14 protein-coding genes are annotated in these 18,671 nt (G+C 58.4%); 5 read left to right on the top strand and 9 right to left on the bottom strand.

Annotated features, from left to right (window positions below):
• The first annotated feature begins 57 nt into the window (after window positions 1-57).
• The 5 genes from JZY08_RS23785 (at window position 58) to JZY08_RS23765 (ending at window position 5,447) form a co-directional block, all read left to right on the top strand.
• Window positions 58-528, top strand: coding sequence for a heme-degrading domain-containing protein (locus tag JZY08_RS23785; protein ID WP_216331873.1), 471 nt, complete (start codon window positions 58-60; stop codon window positions 526-528).
• Window positions 529-845: 317 nt separating this feature from the next.
• The gene (locus tag JZY08_RS23780) at window positions 846-1,346 is read left to right on the top strand and encodes a spore coat U domain-containing protein (RefSeq protein ID WP_035243105.1); all 501 of its coding nucleotides are present in this window, start codon (window positions 846-848) and stop codon (window positions 1,344-1,346) included.
• Between the two features lie 21 nt (window positions 1,347-1,367).
• Window positions 1,368-2,087: a molecular chaperone gene (locus tag JZY08_RS23775; protein ID WP_035243103.1), complete on the top strand. Its 720-nt coding sequence runs from the start codon at window positions 1,368-1,370 to the stop codon at window positions 2,085-2,087.
• Window positions 2,088-2,142: 55 nt separating this feature from the next.
• On the top strand, window positions 2,143-4,497 hold the full coding sequence (locus tag JZY08_RS23770; RefSeq protein ID WP_253204104.1) for a fimbria/pilus outer membrane usher protein: 2,355 nt from the start codon (window positions 2,143-2,145) through the stop codon (window positions 4,495-4,497).
• The gene (locus JZY08_RS23765) at window positions 4,494-5,447 is read left to right on the top strand and encodes a spore coat U domain-containing protein (protein WP_216331871.1); all 954 of its coding nucleotides are present in this window, start codon (window positions 4,494-4,496) and stop codon (window positions 5,445-5,447) included. The genes JZY08_RS23770 and JZY08_RS23765 overlap by 4 nt, the downstream gene beginning before the upstream one ends.
• Window positions 5,448-5,482: 35 nt before the next feature.
• On the opposite strand, the gene nadE is transcribed toward JZY08_RS23765, so the two are convergent.
• The 9 genes from nadE to JZY08_RS23720 all read right to left on the bottom strand — a co-directional run bounded on the left by nadE (window position 5,483) and on the right by JZY08_RS23720 (window position 18,454).
• Window positions 5,483-6,481 carry an NAD(+) synthase gene (gene nadE, locus JZY08_RS23760; RefSeq protein WP_137039528.1) on the bottom strand — a complete coding sequence of 333 codons (999 nt, stop codon included), beginning with the start codon at window positions 6,479-6,481 and terminating at the stop codon, window positions 5,483-5,485.
• Window positions 6,478-8,010, bottom strand: a complete 1,533-nt coding sequence (locus JZY08_RS23755) for a class I adenylate-forming enzyme family protein (protein WP_216331869.1) — start codon at window positions 8,008-8,010, stop codon at window positions 6,478-6,480. Before JZY08_RS23755 ends, nadE begins: the two co-directional genes overlap by 4 nt.
• Before the next feature lie 19 nt (window positions 8,011-8,029).
• Complete coding sequence (locus JZY08_RS23750; protein WP_216331866.1) at window positions 8,030-8,293, bottom strand: acyl carrier protein; 264 nt, start codon at window positions 8,291-8,293, stop codon at window positions 8,030-8,032.
• The gene (gene asnB / locus JZY08_RS23745) at window positions 8,290-10,242 is read right to left on the bottom strand and encodes an asparagine synthase (glutamine-hydrolyzing) (RefSeq protein WP_216331864.1); all 1,953 of its coding nucleotides are present in this window, start codon (window positions 10,240-10,242) and stop codon (window positions 8,290-8,292) included. The genes JZY08_RS23750 and asnB overlap by 4 nt, the downstream gene beginning before the upstream one ends.
• Window positions 10,243-11,367: a hypothetical protein gene (locus JZY08_RS23740; protein WP_216331862.1), complete on the bottom strand. Its 1,125-nt coding sequence runs from the start codon at window positions 11,365-11,367 to the stop codon at window positions 10,243-10,245.
• Window positions 11,368-11,608: 241 nt separating this feature from the next.
• Window positions 11,609-14,398, bottom strand: coding sequence for a bifunctional aconitate hydratase 2/2-methylisocitrate dehydratase (locus JZY08_RS23735; protein WP_216331860.1), 2,790 nt, complete (start codon window positions 14,396-14,398; stop codon window positions 11,609-11,611).
• Window positions 14,399-14,635: 237 nt separating this feature from the next.
• Entirely contained in the window at window positions 14,636-15,373 is a 738-nt protein-coding gene (gene fhuF, locus JZY08_RS23730; protein WP_216331858.1) for a siderophore-iron reductase FhuF, read from the bottom strand.
• A 16-nt stretch (window positions 15,374-15,389) separates the two neighbouring features.
• A complete protein-coding gene (locus JZY08_RS23725; protein WP_253204103.1) occupies window positions 15,390-16,265 on the bottom strand; it encodes an ABC transporter substrate-binding protein in 876 nt (291 codons plus the stop codon).
• On the bottom strand, window positions 16,259-18,454 hold the full coding sequence (locus JZY08_RS23720; RefSeq protein ID WP_216331856.1) for a TonB-dependent siderophore receptor: 2,196 nt from the start codon (window positions 18,452-18,454) through the stop codon (window positions 16,259-16,261). Before JZY08_RS23720 ends, JZY08_RS23725 begins: the two co-directional genes overlap by 7 nt.
• Window positions 18,455-18,671: the final 217 nt, after the last annotated feature.

The following is an 18,671-nucleotide window of genomic DNA, read 5'->3' as shown; positions in this document are numbered from 1 at the left end:
AGTTTACCGTCAAACGCTCAGCCTGATGAGCGATCGACCCTCATTCCGGAGCAATGAATGACAATAGAAACGCCTTCACTTGACGCCCTGCGAGCAGAGCTCGCAACACTTCAGCTAGACACGTTCAATTACGATTTCGCATGGAGACTGGGCAGTCTGATAAGACAGCGAGCGGCATCACAGGAGCTCCCTGTAGCAATTGAGATACGGCATGGTATCGACGTGGTCTTCGCCACTCTCCTGCCCGGCGCAACCATAGACAATTTCGGCTGGACACGCCGCAAATGTGCCGTCGTTCATCGCTTTCATCGCAGCTCGCTTCAGGTCCGGCTCGAATCCGAACTGAAGGGGTATGACTTCAACACCCGGTTTGGCCTGCCGACGAGCGATTACGTCGCGAGCGGCGGCGCGTTTCCGCTCACCATCCGTGGAGGCACGCTGATCGGGGCGGTGGGCGTCAGCGGACTGCCTGACGTCGAAGACCACAAGCTAGTTACACTCTGCCTGAAGGAGATGCTCGCAGGCTGATTGCAAGACTCTTGCTCTCGGATATGCGTTTTCACTCATCGTCTATCCGAGAGTTCCGCACGCTACTGATCACATCGTTAGTCCATAACCAAGCGATTGATTATAAGGAATTTTTCAAAACAAATGAACTATGAAGCAAACCACATATGGTTGTGCTTCCTACTGCATTTCGCCCGGTAGTTTTTCAGGTCCCGACGTTAAGGATTTGTTAACTCAATCGAAGAGAATATTAGCATATTCTTATTACCCGCTATTCGGGTGATGATTTGCTGCGGATCGCCAGGAAAATCGGCGGTGCGAAGGCATGGGGAGAGAGCATGAGGTTCGTGAAATCACGCCACATCGCATTGCTTGCAGCATTGATCTCTGCGCCCGCATCAAGCGTCGCGCAGACGTCCACCACGTCAGACTTTACAGTGCAGATCACCATTCAGGCGGCATGCCAGATCAATTCCACGACTTTGCTGAATTTCGGCAATAGTGGCTTCATCGCGGCTGAAGTGGATGCGACCAGCCAGATTGTCGTGCAATGCACCTCAAGCACACCATACTCGCTGGGGCTGAGCGCCGGAGCAGGGACTGGCGCCACGGTTGCAAACCGCTTGATGACCGGCCCCAGCGGCGCGACCGTTTCCTATTCCCTGTACCGGGATTCCGGCCACACGCAGCTGTGGGGAAATACCATCGGCACGGACAGGCAGACGGGAACGGGAACGGGCGCGGCACAGACATTTACCGTTTATGGGCGGGTGCCAGCCCAGACGACACCCGTACCGGGCGTTTATACGGACACAGTAAGGGCCACGCTTACCTATTGATCGCCAGAGGGAGGATCGCGCATGCGTCTTTTTACCTTAGCGGCTGCGTTTATTGCCGGTTTGTCTGTTTCACCTTCATACGCCACATCTTTGCGGGTCTCGCCCGTTATTCTTGATCTCAAGGCACCGGCAGCGGCATCCAGTCTTCGAATATGGAATGATGCAAAAACGCCCATCAACGTTCAGGTCAGAATTTTCCGCTGGACCCAGCAAAACGGAGAGGATGTCTTAACGGCAGCAGAGGACGTCGTTGCCAGCCCGCCCATGACGCAGCTGAAGCCGGGAGCGGAAAACCTTATCCGCATCGTCCGGCTCTCCAAAAAGCCCATCAGGGCCGAGGAAAGTTACCGCGTCATCGTCGACGAATTGCCATCAAGGAGCAAATCCCCGTCCGGCACGATCACTCTGGTCGTTCGTCACTCCATACCCGTTTTCTTCTCGAATGCGGCCGCCGGTGATGCGGAGGCAACGTGGTCGGTGACGCCGCAGGCCAATGGTTATCGCGTGACGGTTTCCAACAAGGGTCTGAAGCGGTTGCGGATCGCCAACCTCAAACTGCTCGGTGGTAACGGGCAGGCTGTCGCCCAGCAGCAGGGGCTGGTGGGCTATGTGCTCGGCCAGTCCGGCACAAGCTGGGTGGTGCCGGCATCGGGTGGAAAACGAGCCGGCGGCACAATGAAGATTTCGGCGGACAGCGAAGGCGGCCCTGTCAATGCGACGGCGCGCGTCACCGGCGGATAGCCTTGCCGTTTTGGCGATTGCAGGTTTGACGATCATTTCATCGAGCAGTTTTTCCATGGCGCAGGATTTACCCCCTGCGGCATCACCGGCCCTTTTTGCCGCAGAAGAGCCGAGACAATTGCAGCTCGAAGTCTACATCAACGATGTTTCGACAGAACTGATCGCTACATTTCGTCAAGACGACACCGGCGCGCTTTTCATAGAGCCGGTCCAGCTGAGAAATGTCGGAATTACGCCCGTTGACAGTGCCGTTCGCGGCGACGGCTGGGTCGATATTTCCAGACTGCCGGATGTGACGGCACGTTACGACGAGAGCAGCCAGTCCGTCTATTTCACGCTGCCGATGGCGGCACGGGCCAGCAAGCTCATCGACGCATCCGGTAAAACTGACCGGGATGAGGACGAAGAGGCGGAGACCAAGGCCACAAGCGATCTGGGAGGTCTGGTGAATTACACGATTTACGGATCATCCGGTGGCGAAAGATGGTCGGATATTGCCGAGTTCAACGGCGTTTCCGCCTTGCTGGAAGGTCGCGTCTTTGGTCCACTCGGCGTATTGTCCTCGTCTCAGGTGCTGAGCACTTCGCAGCTCGACCAGTTCGATACAAGACGGCTCGACACCACCTGGAGCTATTCCGATGAAGATACGCTGACGACCTATCGCGCCGGTGATCTGATCACGGGCGGGCTTGCATGGACACGCCCGACGCGGCTGGGTGGACTGCAAATACGAAGAAATTTCGATCTGAGGCCAGATATCGTGACGATGCCGATGCCGGCCTTTGCCGGTTCCGCAGCCGTACCATCCACTGTCGATGTCTATGTGGATAATATTCGCCGCATCTCGCAGGATGTTCCGGAAGGTCCGTTTTCCATCACCAATCTCCCCGTCGTCAGCGGTGCGGGCAATGCGCGGCTGGTGGTGCGTGATGCGCTTGGCCGCGAGACCGTGTCGGAAACACCGTTTTTTGCCTCGGCGGATTTGCTTGCAAAAGGGCTGGTCGATTTTTCCGCCGAGCTTGGCTTTGCCCGACGCGACTACGGCACCTCGTCCTTTGATTACGATGAAAGACTGTTGGGATCGGCCACGGTCCGCTACGGCTTTTCAGACAAGCTGACACTGGAAGGCCACGCGGAAGGCGGCGCAGACTTCTACAATGTCGGGTTTGGCGGGGTCTTCACACTCGGCAATTTCGGACTGGGTACGGTCTCCGGCGCAACCAGCCATTTCAAGGATGAAAGCGGTTATCAATTGTCGGCAAGCGTCGAGGCGGAATTGCTCGGCATTCAGTTCGTCGCCCGCTCACAACGCACCTTCGGCGACTACCACGATATCGCATCCGTCTCCGCAAACACTTCAGAAAACAGGAGGATATCGGGTCTTCTCAGCGCGCGTGCCCCGCGTTCCCTCGATCAGATTTCCGCTTCCACCCAGCTAGCTTTCGACGAGACGAGCCTGAATTTCTCCTACACGCAGCTTGAAACCTTCGATGAGAGGAAATCCCGGCTGCTCGGTCTTTCCGCAACACGACGGTTTGGCGAAAACGGCAATATCTTCATCACTGCCTACAAGGACCTTGAAGACGATGGTTCCTATGGCGTCTACGCCGGTCTTTCCTGGACCTTCGGGGGCGGTATTTCCAGCTCCGTCGGTTTGTCATCCAATGCCGATGGCTATTCCGTGACGGCGGATATCGCAAAATCCGAGCAGCAGACCGAGGGAAGTTATGGCTGGCGTTTGCGTGGCTCCATGGGCAACAGCGATATCGTCTCCGCTTCGGGCAGCTATCGCGGCAGCGTGGCGCGCGTGGCGGCGGGTGTCGATCAATTCAATGGAACCACACAGGCCTATGCGCAGGTGGACGGATCGATCGCGATTGCAGGGGGAGATGTTTTCCTTGGCAACCGGATCGATGATGCCTTTGCCGTTGTGGATGCGGGTGCCCCCGGCGTCGAAATCTTGCTGGAAAACCGCCCCATCGGACAGACCAACCGCCGTGGCAAGATATTGCTGCCAAATCTGCATTCTTACGATGTCAACACGATCACGCTCGACCCCGGCAATCTTCCCGTCGATGCGCGTATCGACCGGACGAAGCAGACCGTCATTCCTTCGGAGGGAAGCGGGGCGGTTGTCGATTTCAAGGTGGAAACCGGGGGGCGCGTGGCGCTCATAACGCTGAAGAACGAAAGCGGCGACTTCATCGAAGCGGGATCGACAGGCACGATCGATGACAGCCGCGATTTCGTGGTTGGCTATGACGGACAGGCCTATCTCGACAATGTCTCTGAAAAACACCGGCTTCTCATCACGCAGCCGACCGGTGGCGATTGCGAGGCGCAGATCGTTCTTGGCGATGCCGCCGAAACCCGCACGACCCTCGAAGCCATATGCAGGAGCGTTCAATGACGAAGCTGACCCGTGCCGGCCTTGCCCTCTCCGCTTTTCTTTTTGCCTCTCCCGTGCTGGCGCAGAGCTGTAGTTTCGGTATGTCGGATATGAATTTCGGCTTCGTCAACCTTACAGGCGGGAGTGCGGTGGACAGTACCGCGACACTGAACATAACCTGTTCCAACCCATTGTTGACGCTGGGCCTTTCCATTCGAATCTGCCCGAACATCAATGCGGGAAGTGGAGGCCAGTTGGGCGGGATTCGGAGGATGCTACAGGGCAGCAACGTGCTCAATTATCAATTATATCAAAATTCCGGGCGAACGACGTCCTGGGGCTCCCTCGCTCAACCTGCGCTCGGATCGCCGCCGCCGATCGATCTGGCGCTACCCCTCCTGGTGAATAATACAAGCCGTACCGTTTATGGCAGGATTGCCGCCAATCAGGCATCTGCGGCGCGGGGCCCATATCTCTCCAGCTTTGCTGGCGCCGAGACCAGCTTCACCTATACATCGTATCTTCTACTTGCGCCGAGTTGCTCCACTGTAACCCAAAACCCCACTCAGGTACCGTTCAACGTCACGGCTGTGGTGGAGCCGACCTGTCTTGTCACAGCTCAACCCATCAATTTCGGCAATCACGGCGTTCTCAGTACCGCAGTCGATGCGACCGGTGCGATTTCGCTGACCTGCACGGCAAATCTCGCCTATAGCGTTGCTCTCAACGGCGGGCTGAGCAACAGCCCGCCGGCTTCGCGGCAAATGGTGCTTGGGGGAGCCTCGATCACCTACGGCCTTTACCGTGACACAGGCCGCACCAATGTCTGGGGAAGTGCGGCCGGGCAGATAGTCACCGGTACCGGAACGGGCAACCCGCAGACGCTGACCGTCTATGGACGCGTGCCGGCGCAGAATACGCCGGCGCCGGGAACTTACTCGGATACCGTTGTTGTGACGGTGAGTTATTGAGGACGCACGCTCAGCGCCCGGCCAGATGAAGCGTCTCAGGGTTTCCCCTGAACACCCTCATGCAGATGGATGGGCGCATGGTGCAGATAATGCGCCACCTTTCGCTTGGCGGCGATATCGGTCCAGACGAACCGGACATTGTCCTCGCTGAGGCCGGCAGCTTTGGCGATCTCGGCCGGCGGCCTGTCGTTTTCCAGGCCATAGAGGCAGATATCCATCTTGTCGTATGGCAGAGCGAAATAGAACTCTTCCTGCGTCTGCGGCATGGAATAGGTATCGGTGGTCGGCGGGCGGGAGCGGATTTCCTGCGGAATGCCGAGGTGGGCCGCGAGCTGGTAGACCTGCGATTTGTAAAGATGGGCGATCGGCTTGATATCGGCTGCGCCGTCGCCGTTCTTCACGAAGAAGCCCTGATCGTATTCAAGCCGGTTCGGGGTGCCGAGCACCGCGAAGTTCAGGCGGTCGGCGTGATAATATTCGAACTGCTTGCGGGTACGCTGTTTCATGTTCGTTGCCGCCACAATGCCCAGATAGGCTTTCGCCGTGAGACGAATCTTGCGTGTTTCGCCCGAGGGCGAACGCACGACCAGCGAAGATATATTATAAGCGCCGGTGCTCATGGCGTTGTCGAAGACGATCTTGGACGTCCAGCCCGGACCATATTCTGGAACGACCTCGCGGATGAAACCGTCGCGCCTTTCATAACAACCCATGGCGGCGAGCGAAGGGCCGATATCTTCCAGCACACAATCCATGCCGAGCATGGTCGCTACCGCCTGCCCCAGCCGCAGGCTTTCCGGGTCGGAATCGTTTTCCGGCATGAACAGGCCAAAAACATTTGCGGCTCCAAGCGCATGAACCGCGAGTGCTGCGCTGACGCTGGAATCGATGCCGCCGGAAAGGCCGAGCACCAGCCCGCGCTTGCGCAGGTCGAAACGAAGCGATCGGCGGATTTTTTCGGCGATGCGTTCGACCTCCGCCGCCGCATCGAGTTCAAGCGGCGAGAAAGGCATGCTGTGTGCGTTGTTCGTCATCGATTGTTCTCCGTATCTTGAGCAGCAAGGCGACGGCTGACCTTGCCGGTATCCGTCGTCGGCAGGAAATCGCGAAATTCAACTATTGTCGGCACCATATGGACTTCCAGATGCCGGGCACAATGACGCATGACGTCTTTTTCGGTGATCGCCGCGCCAGGAGCGATGACGATTGCCTTGATCGCCTGGCCGAAAACCTCATGCGCAACGCCGATGACCAGAGCGTCGGATACGCCCGGCATGGTTTGCAGCACGGCTTCGACCGCCTGCGGCGCAACCTTTTCACCGCGTGACTTGATGATATCGTCCTTGCGGGCAACGAAGGTCAGATAGCCCTCGGCATCGCAGGTAAAGAGATCGCCCGTATGAAGACGCATCCTGCCCGTTGCCGCGTCAGTGCGAAGCGCACGGGCCGTTGCCGCCTCGTTTCTCCAATAGCCGCGCATCACATGCGGTCCGCTGACGACGAGTTCTCCGGTGGTGCCGGGCGCTACGCTGTCGCCCATATCGTCCACCACCTCGGTCGAAGTACCGGGTATGGCGATGCCGACCGAGTCACGTTTCCTGTCGAGGTCTTCTGGTGGCAGAAAACTGATGCGCGTGCACTCGGTCTGACCATACATGCGGAACAGCCCGACATGCGGCAGGAACGTCCGCAGCCAGTCACCATGGACGGTCGGCAGGGGTGCGGCGGCGGCGGTGACGTAGCGCAGGCTCTCAAACAGATTTGGCGACAGATCCCGCGTCTGCATCATGATGGAGAGCATGGTCGGCACCAGCGCGAAACCGGTAATCCGTTCTTCGCGGATACGCTCGAAAATCAGATGCGGATAGGCGAAGGATTTTTCGATCACCAGCGTACCGCCAACAAAGACGCTGGAAAGCAACTGGTTGAGGCCATATCCGAATGAAAGAGGCAAGACGCCAAGAAGGATATCGTCCGAGGTATTGCCGAGATAGGAGGTGATCGAACCGACGGCCGCGTCGAGATTGTCATGCGCCAGCATCACACCCTTCGGCTCGCCGGTGGAACCCGATGTGTAGATGATCACCGCCAGATCGGTTTCGGGCAAATTCTGCGGCAGCGCGACGTGAGCTTGTTCCAGCAACGCGTCAAAATCGACACCATCGCCAGAAGGGTTCGAAACGCCGGACACGATGCGCAACAGTTCGGATGAACCGGCGGTATCCGAAACCATCTTCTCAAGACGTGCCTCCGCAACCACGGCAAAGGGCGTGGAGCTGTCCAGAATTTGAGAAAGACGGGCTTCCTTTGTCGACGGATTGACCGGGCAGACGACGGCGCCCGCCATCCAGCAACCGAAAATCGCCACCGCCATGCGCCAGCCATTGTCCATCAAAAGGACGACACGGTCACCCGGAGTTGCACCGCGGACGATCAGAGCGGCGGCGAAAGCCTCGCTCATCGTCTTCAACTCAGCGTAATTCAGGCGCGTCTCACCAGCCACCAGCGCCGTCTTGCCGGCATGGCGCTCCGCACTTCGATGCAGATAGTGGTCGATACGCAATTGGCGCTTCCCGAAATTGTCAGGCGGTCTTCATGCGGCCGATGAAGGCCGCGATGTTGTCGATCGTATCGAGATTGGCCGGCACGATATCGGCATCGGCAACGCGGACGCCGTAGCGTTCCTCGATGAAGCTTACCAATTCGAGAATTCCGGTGGAATCGACCATGTCATTGTCGATCAACGAAAGATCGTCACCAAACGGCCGGCTTTCGTCGCCGAACAGAAAGTTTTCGACAATGAAACCGCGAATTTCGGCTTTCGTTCCGGTACTTTCAGTCGTCATATGGAGCTTCCTTCAATGTTTTGCGATGGTGTTGAGGCATTCGAAGTCGTGGCGGCATGTATAAGCTGCGTCGACAATATTCCGACGAAGGCGGCGTTGTCGCGAAAGCCGGTCGCCTGTTTTTGACGCACCTTGGTTTTCAGCTTTTCGACCGCCTGGGCGTTGAACAGGCCGGCGGTCTTGAGTTTATCGGCAGAAAGCACGGTGTCGAGATAGCCGGCATCCGCAAAAGCTTCCGCATCCGGCGCGCGATAGGGCTGTTTGGGCCGGTTGAGGATAACATCCGGCACCAGCTCGGTTGCTGCCTGCTTGAGGATATATTTTTCCTTGAGACCGCGCAGTTTCGCCTCCGGCGGGAGCGCGGCGGCAAAGTCCACAACGCGGGGATCAAGGAACGGAAATCGGCCTTCCACCCCGTTGGCCATCATCACCCGGTCGCCCTGGCTGGAAAGAATATAGCCGGGCAAAAGGAATGCGGTTTCGAGATATTGGGCCTGATGCAGCGGGTGCCAGCGACGGAAATCCTCCGGCAGCTGCGCCGCGAGATCGGCCGCCGCGTCATAGTCACCCAGCTCATCCCTCAAACCGGCGGAAAAGAAGATTTTCGCCGCCGCCGTTGAGCGCAGGCGAGGCCGGTGGGAAAACAGCGGCTCGTCGGTCGCTTCCGCGCCGAAGGAGAAAAACCGGGCCAGATAATCCGGTGTCTGCTGTTTCAGCCCAGGCAGATAGGGGTAAAGCCGCTGGAACAGTTTGGGACGGCGAGAAGATTGCGGCTGGCGGCTGCAAAACCGCCTTACCCGCGCCTCGCGAAAAATGTCATAGCCGGCAAACAGCTCGTCAGCACCCTCGCCGGTCAGCACCACCTTCATGCCCCTGTCGCGTACGTGCCGGGAAAGCAGATAAAGCGGAACGGGCGCGGTGCGAAGGATGGGCGTCTGCACATGCTCCATGACCTGAGGCAGGTATTGCGCAATGTCCTCAGTCGAGCACTCGGTGGTTTCGGATGCGACGCCAAGATACTCGCTCATCGCCTTCTGCCAGATACGTTCGTCGTGCTCAGCACTTTCGAACGCCAGCGAGAAGGTGCGCAGACCCTGGCGGACGTTTTGGGCAGCAAGGGCGGAAACGAGTGAGGAGTCCAGCCCACCCGACAGATAGGAGCCGACCGGCACGTCGGCGCGAAGCCGGATGCGCGTTGCGTCGGCCAGAAGCGCCGTCAGTTCCTCCACTTGGTCATCGAAGCCTGCCGACGGTGCAGCGTCCTTGCCGTCTGGATAGGAAAGCTGCCACCAGCGCCGCACGGTGGATGCGCCGTCGCACAGGATCATCATATGGCCGGGCGGCAACTCGTGGATGCCGCGAAAGGCGGTGCGCGGCGGCAGCGGGAACCAGAATGTGAAAATCTGATCCAGCGCAACCGGATCGATTTCGGCGGTCATTCCCGGCAAGGCCAGAAGCGCCGCCATCTCGGATGCGAAATAAAACGTGCCTTCATGCCAGGTATAATAAAGCGGCCGGACACCCATCCGGTCGCGGGCCAGCAGCAATGTGTCGTTTCGGGCATCGTGCAGGGCGAAGGCGAAATCGCCGTTGAACTCGCTGAGGCAATCCAGCCCCTTGTCGCGATAGAGATGCAGGATGACTTCGGTGTCCGAATGCGTACGGAACTTGTGACCACGCGCGGACAGTGTTTCGCGCAGTTCGACGTGATTGAAGATTTCGCCGTTAAATGAAACGGCGAGATCGTCCTCCACCGTGCGCATCGGTTGCGCGCCATCGGCAATGCCGACAATGGCCAACCGGGCATGGGCAAGCCCGACATCACCGCGCAGCAGGCTGCCATGCGCATCCGGACCACGATGCTTAAGGCACGAAGCCATCAGCGCGAGGCGCTCATTTGCGCGATCGGCAGGCATGTCATGTCTGTAAAATCCGGCAATTCCGCACATTTACTCGCCCGCCTGATCGAAACTGTCGCCGATGAGGCGCGTCCAGCTTTCGCCGGAGAAACCGTTGAAGAATGCTTTTCCATCCGTCGCGGATTTGATGAGCTCCGCGTCGCGGGAATGCACGATGGTGGACGCCGCATGGAGAAACGAACATTTCTTGCCGATCATCGCCTGAAGAATCGCCGGCTGGGTGCGGCCCCTTATAGCAACGAGACCGCGCTCATAGGCGTTACGGATCAAGCGGTCGATGACGATCTGCTCCTGCCCCGGCAGAGCCATGACCTGCAACGTGCGACCTATGCCCTTCGGATTGCCGTGATAGAGAAACAGCCCCACCGCCCTGCCGCCGCGGGCTCTCACGATACGCTGCACCGGCTCACCATGCAGACGCTTGCGTCTGGCATGCTGGAGCATGGTCATCAGGCTTTCCTCGCTCCACACCGGGCGGAGCGAAAACTGCCCGACAAGTTCACGCGCCAGATGCGCGAATTCGGCATCGCTTGCCTCGTCGTCGGTAAAGCTGTCCACCTTGTCTGGATGCGATGCATAATAGGACAAGGCCCGCCCGTGGCCTCTTGCCGAAATGGCCCGGTCGATCATCATACTCAACGGCGTCAGCGCGCGGAAAGCGCTGGAAAAGCGCGTAGCGGCGAGCTCGGCTCCCAAGGACGCCGGGCGCAAAATCCGCAGCCAGTCCAGACTGTAGGCGGACAGCAGATGGCCGCGCATCGTCTTCCACATTTCGGTGGAAACATCGTTGATCGTCTCACCGAATGTCAGGTCCTGGGGACCCGCAAGAACCTCGCGCAAGAGACGGGCTCCGGCAAACGGATCGGTTTCGCGGTCTTCAGCGACAAAGGAAGAGCACACCGCGGCGTTTATGATCCTGCCATTGAGCTCCATCGCCATGGGCAATACGCCCATAAAACCGGATACGCGCCCGTCGTCGAGCACATAGACCTTGGAGCAAATATCCGGGTTTGTGTTTGAAGTATCGAGGAAAAGCGCGCGCAAATATGAAGTCAGGTCATCCGTCGCGGCGCCATCTTTCTTCCGCAGGACACGGTGAAACATGTCGGCCACGGACACAAGATCGTCCGCAATAAATGAACGTATCTGAGGCATAATCGCCGCTTCTTGCCGCACAGGCGTTTAATCGAGAATAGTAATATCACTGCTATTCTGCCGCAGGCGTATTAATCAGAAGTTATGTGTCGGCGCAATTTCTCGTTGATAAGTGCGTTTCGCAACTATTTGACAGTAACCCGAACCCTTCAAGGCAATCGAGTCTGAAGGATTCAGATGACTTTACAGTGCACCGCGAAGGCGGCGTCTTCGCGATGCACAATATTCGAGGATCTGGCCCTTAGTAGTGGACAGACAGGGAATCGATCGGAGTAGTTTTCGGCGGAGCGAACTTTGTCAGGTCTATTCCGTCGACGGCGTTCAAGTACTCGTCCATGCTGGGGGTGCGGCCAAGGATCGCCGAAAGCACCACGACCGGGGTCGACGCCAGCAGCGATTCACCCTTCTTCTCGGCGGTGTCTTCAACGACGCGGCCCTGGAACAGGCGGGTTGAGGTGGCGAGAACCGTGTCGCCCTTCTCCGCCTTTTCCTGGTTGCCCATGCACAGGTTGCAGCCCGGACGCTCGAGATAGAGGATATTCTCATACTCGGTGCGGTTGGTGGTCTTCGGCTTCAGATCATCGAACTCGAAGCCCGAATATTTCTGCAGGATTTCCCAATCGCCTTCGGCCTTCAGCTCATCGATGATGTTGTAGGTCGGCGCGGCGACGACCAGCGGCGCCTTGAACTCGACCTTGCCTTCGGTTTTTTCGATGTTCTTGAGCATTTGCGCGACAATCTTCATGTCGCCCTTATGCACCATGCACGAGCCCACGAAACCGAGGTCCACCTTCTTGGTGCCGCCATAATAGGAAACCGGGCGGATCGTGTCGTGAGTATAGCGCCGGGAGACATCGGCATTGTTCACATCGGGGTCCGCGATCATCGGCTCATTGATCACGTCCAGATCCACGACGACCTCGGCGAAATATTTCGCGTTGGCATCGGGGGTCAGTGCGGGCTTTTCGCCCGAGCGGATTTCGGCGATGCGGGCATCCGCCTTGGCAATCAGGCCCTTCAGCGTGCCGACGGCATTGTCCATGCCCTTGTCGATCATGATCTGGATGCGCGACTTGGCGATTTCCAGCGATTCGATCAGCGTATCGTCCTGCGAAATACAGATCGAGGCCTTGGCCTTCATCTCGGCTGTCCAGTCGGTGAAGGTGAAGGCCTGATCGGCGAGCAGCGTGCCGATATGGACTTCGATGATGCGTCCCTGGAAGACGTTGTCGCCACATTGCTGGAGCATCTGCGCCTGGGTCGCATGGACCACGTCGCGGAAATCCATGTGAGGACGCATCGTGCCCTTGAAGGTCACCTTGACCGATTGCGGGATCGGCATCGTTGCCTCGCCGGTGGCGAGCGCCAGGGCCACAGTGCCGGAGTCTGCACCGAAGGCCACACCCTTGGACATGCGGGTATGGCTGTCTCCGCCGATGATGATTGCCCAGTCATCCACGGTGATGTCGTTCAGCACCTTATGGATCACGTCGGTCATCGAATGATAGACGCCCTTCGGGTCGCGGGCGGTGATAACGCCGAAATTGTTCATGAAAGACATGAGTTTCGGAATGTTCACCTGGGCCTTCTTGTCCCAGACGGATGCCGTGTGGCAACCCGACTGGTAGGCGCCGTCCACGAGCGGCGAGATGACGGTGGCCGCCATCGCCTCAAGTTCCTGCGCGGTCATCAGGCCGGTGGTGTCCTGCGAACCGACGATGTTGACCGTCACGCGCACGTCGGAGCCCGCATGCAGTACCTTGCCCGGGGTCACGCCGACGGCGTTGCGGTTGAAGATCTTCTCCACAGCGGTCAGGCCCTGACCTTCGATCGAAATTTCCTTGTTCGGAGCAAAGACCGGGGTCGGCTCGACGCCGAGCGTCTGGGCGGCAAATGTCTGGAGCTTCTTGCCGAAGACGATGGCGTAGGAGCTGCCGGCCTTCATGAACTCCATCTTCTGGGGCGTGAAGGCGGCAGCGACATCGACCAGTTCCTTGCCGTTCTCGTCGCACAGCTTCTTGTTCTTGGCGTCGATCTTCAGGACAGTGCCGGTCTCGACCGAATATTTCTGCTCGAGGATCGGGTTGCCGTCATTGTTGAGGATCGGCTTGCCGTCTTCACCGGTCTTCTTCACCCAGTTCTTCAGATTGATGCCGATGCCGCCGGTAACGTCGACGGTGGTCGCGAAGATCGGCGAGATGCCGTTGGTGCCAGCAACAACAGGGGCGAAGTTGACGAAAGGCACGTAAGGGCTGGCCTGCTTGCCGGTCCACAGCGCCACGTTGTTCACGCCCGACATGCGCGACGAGCCCACGCCCATCGTGCCCTTTTCGGCGATCATCATCACCCGCTTGTCCGGATGCTGCTTTTGCAGCGCGACGATTTCCGCCTGCGCTTCCGGCGTGATCATACACTGGCCGTGCAATTCGCGGTCCGAACGCGAATGCGCCTGGTTGCCGGGGGACAGAAGGTCGGTCGAGATATCGCCTTCGGCGGCGATGAAGGTCACGACCTTGATTTCATCTTCGACATCCGGAAGCTTGGTGAAGAACTCGGCCTTGGCATAGCTCTCCAGAACGCCCCTGGCGACGGCATTGCCGGCCTTGAAGGCATCGCGCAGCCGGAACATGTCGGCGTCATAAAGGAAGACCTGCGTCTTCAGCACGTCACCCGCCTGCGCGGCCAGTGTCGCGTCATTGCCAAGCGCTACATCGAGCAGCACTTCGACGGACGGGCCGCCCTTCATATGCGACAGCAGTTCGAGTGCGAAAGTCGGCGTGATCTCCGGGACCACCGTTTCGCCCAGAATAATCTGCTTCAGGAAGGCAGCCTTCACACCCGCAGCGCTCGTGGTGCCGGGCAAGGTGTTATAAATGAAGAACTTGAGGGCATCTGCCCGGTGCTCGCTGCCGGCATCCTTGATCAGTGTAATGATTTCGCCGGTCAGTCCGCCATCGTCAATCGGTTTGGGAGCGAGCCCTTGATTTTCTCTGCTTTTGATCTCAGCCAGGTAATCCAAGTAAAGGTTCATCGCAATCCCAATGTCATGAGGTGTATGGCGCCGAAACGCAGCGCCACCAAACCGTATTGTTGATAGGCCCAGGGTCTTTTATGGGTTTTCGAGTACGCCAACCGAGGCCGGATGACAAGATACCGCATTTCAGTAAAAAAGTGGTAGATCGGATTGAGCATCGATCGGTTAAAAAATGAGCGCCGCGTATCTTACCGCCATCCCTCGAAAAGCAAGCGGTCGCACACGCTTTAAGCGTCAGTTGAAATTGGATTTACATTTCTCTGGAACAGGACATGTAGCGCAATAATCCAGCGCGTCCAGAATATAACGCACACAACATACCCGCCGCCTGCGTTTGGGCTGGCCGCCTTCTACGGGATAGACAACCGGCCGACAAAGCGGGTTTCGCGCGCCGTCAGACAAAAGGTCTGTCTCAAGAAGCCCGAACGCATGGTCCAGACCGCTTGTTCTGGATTGCAGAAGCGCTTCGCATCTGCGCGCAGTTCCCTCGAACATGTTGCCGGCATTGCTCCACAGGACGTTGCGTGAAAGGCCGCTCGCATCCGCAATCGCGCTCACGACCACGGCCAGATTGTCCCTGACCAGAAAGTCGAAGCGCTCTTCCGGTGAAGCTGCAGCAACAGGACCACCAAAGGACGAGAGGCGCACCGAAACGATGTCACCATCATCATTCACCTCAAGGCTTATCTTCTCGGGCGCGAGCGGAACACGCCAATCGGCAAGGATCGCCGCAGCAACCGCTGGCTTCACAATGGAGGCAAAATACCGTTTGGACCATTCACTCGCGACTGCTTCGTAAACGGGGTCGCGCCCATGTCGGCGACCATAGTTCCTGAGTAGCCTCTCGAAGCGACGCGGCTCCAGAAGCTCGGCAAGGAGAAGATCGCCACGTCGTTTTCGCTGAAACAGCGAACGGGAACCGACAGGGGTCGATTGTTCAAAAAGGCAGCTCAGTCTTTCCGTCCGCAGCATCAGCCGTCCAGCAACTTCAATCAAACTGACTGGTAATCTCGCCGACCAGCTTCTGCAATGACGCCGTCGAGCCGAATGGCCAGGTCGTGGCGCCTGCCACCATGACATTGCCTTGCGCGACGATCGGGAGTACCGGCCAAAGTGCGGCGTTGCGGAGGTCGTCCGGTATCGACTCCGACAGTATGAACAGGGTGCACTGACCATCCAGTGCGGCGAGCCCTTCGAGGTCGATCGTCGTAAAACCGAATGGTTGCGGCGGCAGGTCCGTGGCGGCCGTAAACCCTATCCTCTGCAACAATCCGGCGATGGCCGAGTTGGGAGCGAATATCCGCAGACGCGGCACACCCGGCAGGGGCTGGGCCACGATCAGCTCCCGCCCCGAAACCGTGCTGCCGAGCCGGGTCTTCAAAATCTCCATGCTCTCATCAAACCGGGCCAGCAGTGCGGCGGCTTCATCCGCCCGGGCAAGTGCCGCCCCGGCCTGAGTGACGCTGCGATAGACGGCCGCCAGCATGTCGCCGTCGGCAGCCTGATCGTCAATCAGATGGGTCGGCGCGATATCGCCGAGCGCTGAAGCGAGTGATGCATGGCGGAAACGGGAAGACAGGATGAGATCTGGCTGCAGCCTGCGAATGGCTTCAAGGCTCGGCTGCTGCCGCCGCCCGACATCGACAACATCACCAAGCCGGTCGTTCTCGACATTCACCCAGGCGCGGTAACCGGAAGGCTCCGCACATCCAACCGGCGGAATTCCAAGGGAGAGCGCAATTTCAGTGGCGGTCCATTCGAGGGTAACGATACGCCTCGGCACAGGCGCCGCAAACGATTTCGGCGTGCTGGCCAGAGCCACCACGCCGGTTATGAACGATCGTCTGCGAATTGCTGTTACCATTTGACGCTCACCGTGCCGACCACGGTCAATCCCTGACCGTAATAGCACTGTGTGGTCGTGTTGCAGCCGGCGACATAGGTCTTGTCGCCAAGATTATAACCATTGAGCTGGAAAGAGTAGCGATCATGTTCATAACGCGCGAAGGCATCCACCAATGTGTAACCCGGCACGAAGAATGAATTCGCCGTATCCCCCGCCGTCTTGCCGACGTGACGCGCACCGACGCCCAGGGTCAACTTCCCATCCCAGGCATCCGGCATCGGAACGTCATAGCTGACGAAGAGCGACTGCTGCTGCTTTGGAACCGTATAGGGCATCTTGCCGACCTGCGTTGCCGTTTCGCTCCGCGTAACTTCCGGGTCCTGCCAGCTGGCCGCAGCCGTCAGATTGACGCGATCCCAGAGCGTCGCGTTCGCCTCGAGTTCAATACCGCGGACACGCACTTCGTCGGTCTGATAATAGATGCCCGCAATGCGGTTTACCACGTTTTGCTGGGTCGCCTCGAAACCGGAAAGCGTGAGGCTGAAGTCCTCTCCCTCAGGCGCGTATTTGACGCCCACTTCCTTCAATTCGCCCGTCGTGGGCTTCAGCGGATCTGCCGCAAGCGTCAGGACCGGGGCAAACGAGGTGGAATAGACGGCGTAAGGAATGATGCCGTTGTCGAAGACATAGGCGGCCCCTACCCTGCCGGTGAAGGCACTGTGATTTCGCCTGTATTGTGTGGTGATGCCGCTGGACAGGGCCGTGCTGTCGGAATCGTTGTCCACATAATCCTGACGTCCGCCGGCTGTCAGTCTGAAGCCGCCGATCTCGATCTGATCCTGAAGGTAGATGCCCACCTGACGCTGCGTCTGGTCGAGACGTGTCGTCAATGTCGCCGGGGTCACGCCGATGTTGTAGACCGGGTTGAAAAGATCCAGTGTCGGGCCAGCACGCGAGCCGGTATCGTTGACGAGGTTCTGCCATTGCAGGTCGACACCGCCAAGCAGGGTGTGACTGACCGGACCCGTATCGAACTTATATTCGAGATTGGTATCGAGTGCGGCAGCGTTGAGTGTCGGCTGCGCATTATAGACCAGACGGGAAAGCGTGCGCTGATTGGCGGCAAGGCCGTTGCCGAACAGGTTCTGGTAGTTCACGTCGAGATAGGAATAGCGGAAATTCTGCCGCAGCACGAGATCGTCGCTGAAGGCGTGCTCGAAACGATATCCGACATAGGCCGTTTCCTTGTCGTAGATCGCAAGCGACGGATCGCCATCGGAGAAATTGCGGGGGATCGTCAGTCCAAGTCTGTTCGCATAGACACTGCCTGCGGCCGGAATGAGCGACGGCACCTGGCCCGCATCATCCTTCATATAGGCGCCATATACCGTCAGGCTGGTATCCTCGTCCGGCGACCACTTTACCGTGGGGCTGATGGCGACACGGTCGTTCTTGCCGAAATCGTTCATCGCGTCGCTGTCACGAAGAACACCTTCCAGCCGGTAGCTCAGGCCAGAATCGGTACCGATGGGACCGGTCGCATCGAAACCGATCTCCTTCTGATTATAGCTGCCGAAACGCGTATAGAGTTCGCCGCCGGCAACATCTTTCGGGTCCTTGCTGATCATGTTGACGACACCGCCGACATTCGTCTGGCCGAACAGTGCCGAACTCGGTCCGCGCAGGACCTCCACGCGGTTCAGGAAATACGGCTCCACACGAAAGCCCGCATAACCGCCGGTCTGGTTGGCGATCTGCGGCACCCTCAGCCCATCAAGATAAAGGTCTGCGGCAAAGCCGCGAATGGTAAAATAGTCCGAGCGCGGGTCGTTGCCATAACGCTGGCCGTTGACGTTCGAGCTATAGAGCAGACTGTCCGCTACCGTCTGCACGGCACGATCGGTCATGGCACCACGCGTAATGACGGAAACCGACTGCGGCGTTTCCGCAACGGGCGTGGATGTTTTCGTTGCGGAAGCGGAATCCCGCGCCATGTAGCCGCGCTGTTCAACGCGCGCGCCCTTGGCCGCAGCCTTTCCCTGTACCACGATAGGCTCGAGCTGCGTGGAGCCGTTGGCATCCTGCGCAAACGCCACTGCCTGTCCGGCAATCACGCCCAATGCGACGCCGGACGTCAGAATGAAAAGCCGCGCGCGTCTGGAGGAAAAAGCAGATGGCTTGCGAGTTGTGAGGCCGGTGTGTTGCATTATGCGGAACCTGTGATGTGATTGCTGCCGGAGCGGGTAAAGACCTCGGAGTTTTCCGCCACAAAGCCATATCCCGCCGCATTCGGCCGCTTAAGTAGACTTTTTTTATCATCATTGTCAGGTCAAACTTGATCGCAGACGGGCCATTAAATGGCCTGAATGAACCAAAATAGCGAAATAACCAATAATCGGGTCATCTTTTCCTTTTGAAAAAACA

The organism is Rhizobium sp. X9 (genome assembly GCF_018873185.1).
Lineage (GTDB): Bacteria > Pseudomonadota > Alphaproteobacteria > Rhizobiales > Rhizobiaceae > Agrobacterium > Agrobacterium oryzihabitans.
This window is presented reverse-complemented; position numbering and strand designations above follow the sequence as displayed.

Coding starts and splice junctions, on each gene's coding strand:
- JZY08_RS23750 (WP_216331866.1), bottom strand. CDS start 8,293: ATGACGACTGAAAGTACCGGAACGAAAGCCGAAATTCGCGGTTTCATT.
- nadE (WP_137039528.1), bottom strand. CDS start 6,481: ATGACGAACAACGCACACAGCATGCCTTTCTCGCCGCTTGAACTCGAT.
- JZY08_RS23770 (WP_253204104.1), top strand. CDS start 2,143: ATGGCGCAGGATTTACCCCCTGCGGCATCACCGGCCCTTTTTGCCGCA.
- JZY08_RS23765 (WP_216331871.1), top strand. CDS start 4,494: ATGACGAAGCTGACCCGTGCCGGCCTTGCCCTCTCCGCTTTTCTTTTT.
- JZY08_RS23740 (WP_216331862.1), bottom strand. CDS start 11,367: ATGCCTCAGATACGTTCATTTATTGCGGACGATCTTGTGTCCGTGGCC.
- asnB (WP_216331864.1), bottom strand. CDS start 10,242: ATGTGCGGAATTGCCGGATTTTACAGACATGACATGCCTGCCGATCGC.
- fhuF (WP_216331858.1), bottom strand. CDS start 15,373: ATGCTGCGGACGGAAAGACTGAGCTGCCTTTTTGAACAATCGACCCCT.
- JZY08_RS23725 (WP_253204103.1), bottom strand. CDS start 16,265: ATGGTAACAGCAATTCGCAGACGATCGTTCATAACCGGCGTGGTGGCT.
- JZY08_RS23735 (WP_216331860.1), bottom strand. CDS start 14,398: ATGAACCTTTACTTGGATTACCTGGCTGAGATCAAAAGCAGAGAAAAT.
- JZY08_RS23780 (WP_035243105.1), top strand. CDS start 846: ATGAGGTTCGTGAAATCACGCCACATCGCATTGCTTGCAGCATTGATC.
- JZY08_RS23775 (WP_035243103.1), top strand. CDS start 1,368: ATGCGTCTTTTTACCTTAGCGGCTGCGTTTATTGCCGGTTTGTCTGTT.
- JZY08_RS23785 (WP_216331873.1), top strand. CDS start 58: ATGACAATAGAAACGCCTTCACTTGACGCCCTGCGAGCAGAGCTCGCA.
- JZY08_RS23720 (WP_216331856.1), bottom strand. CDS start 18,454: ATGCAACACACCGGCCTCACAACTCGCAAGCCATCTGCTTTTTCCTCC.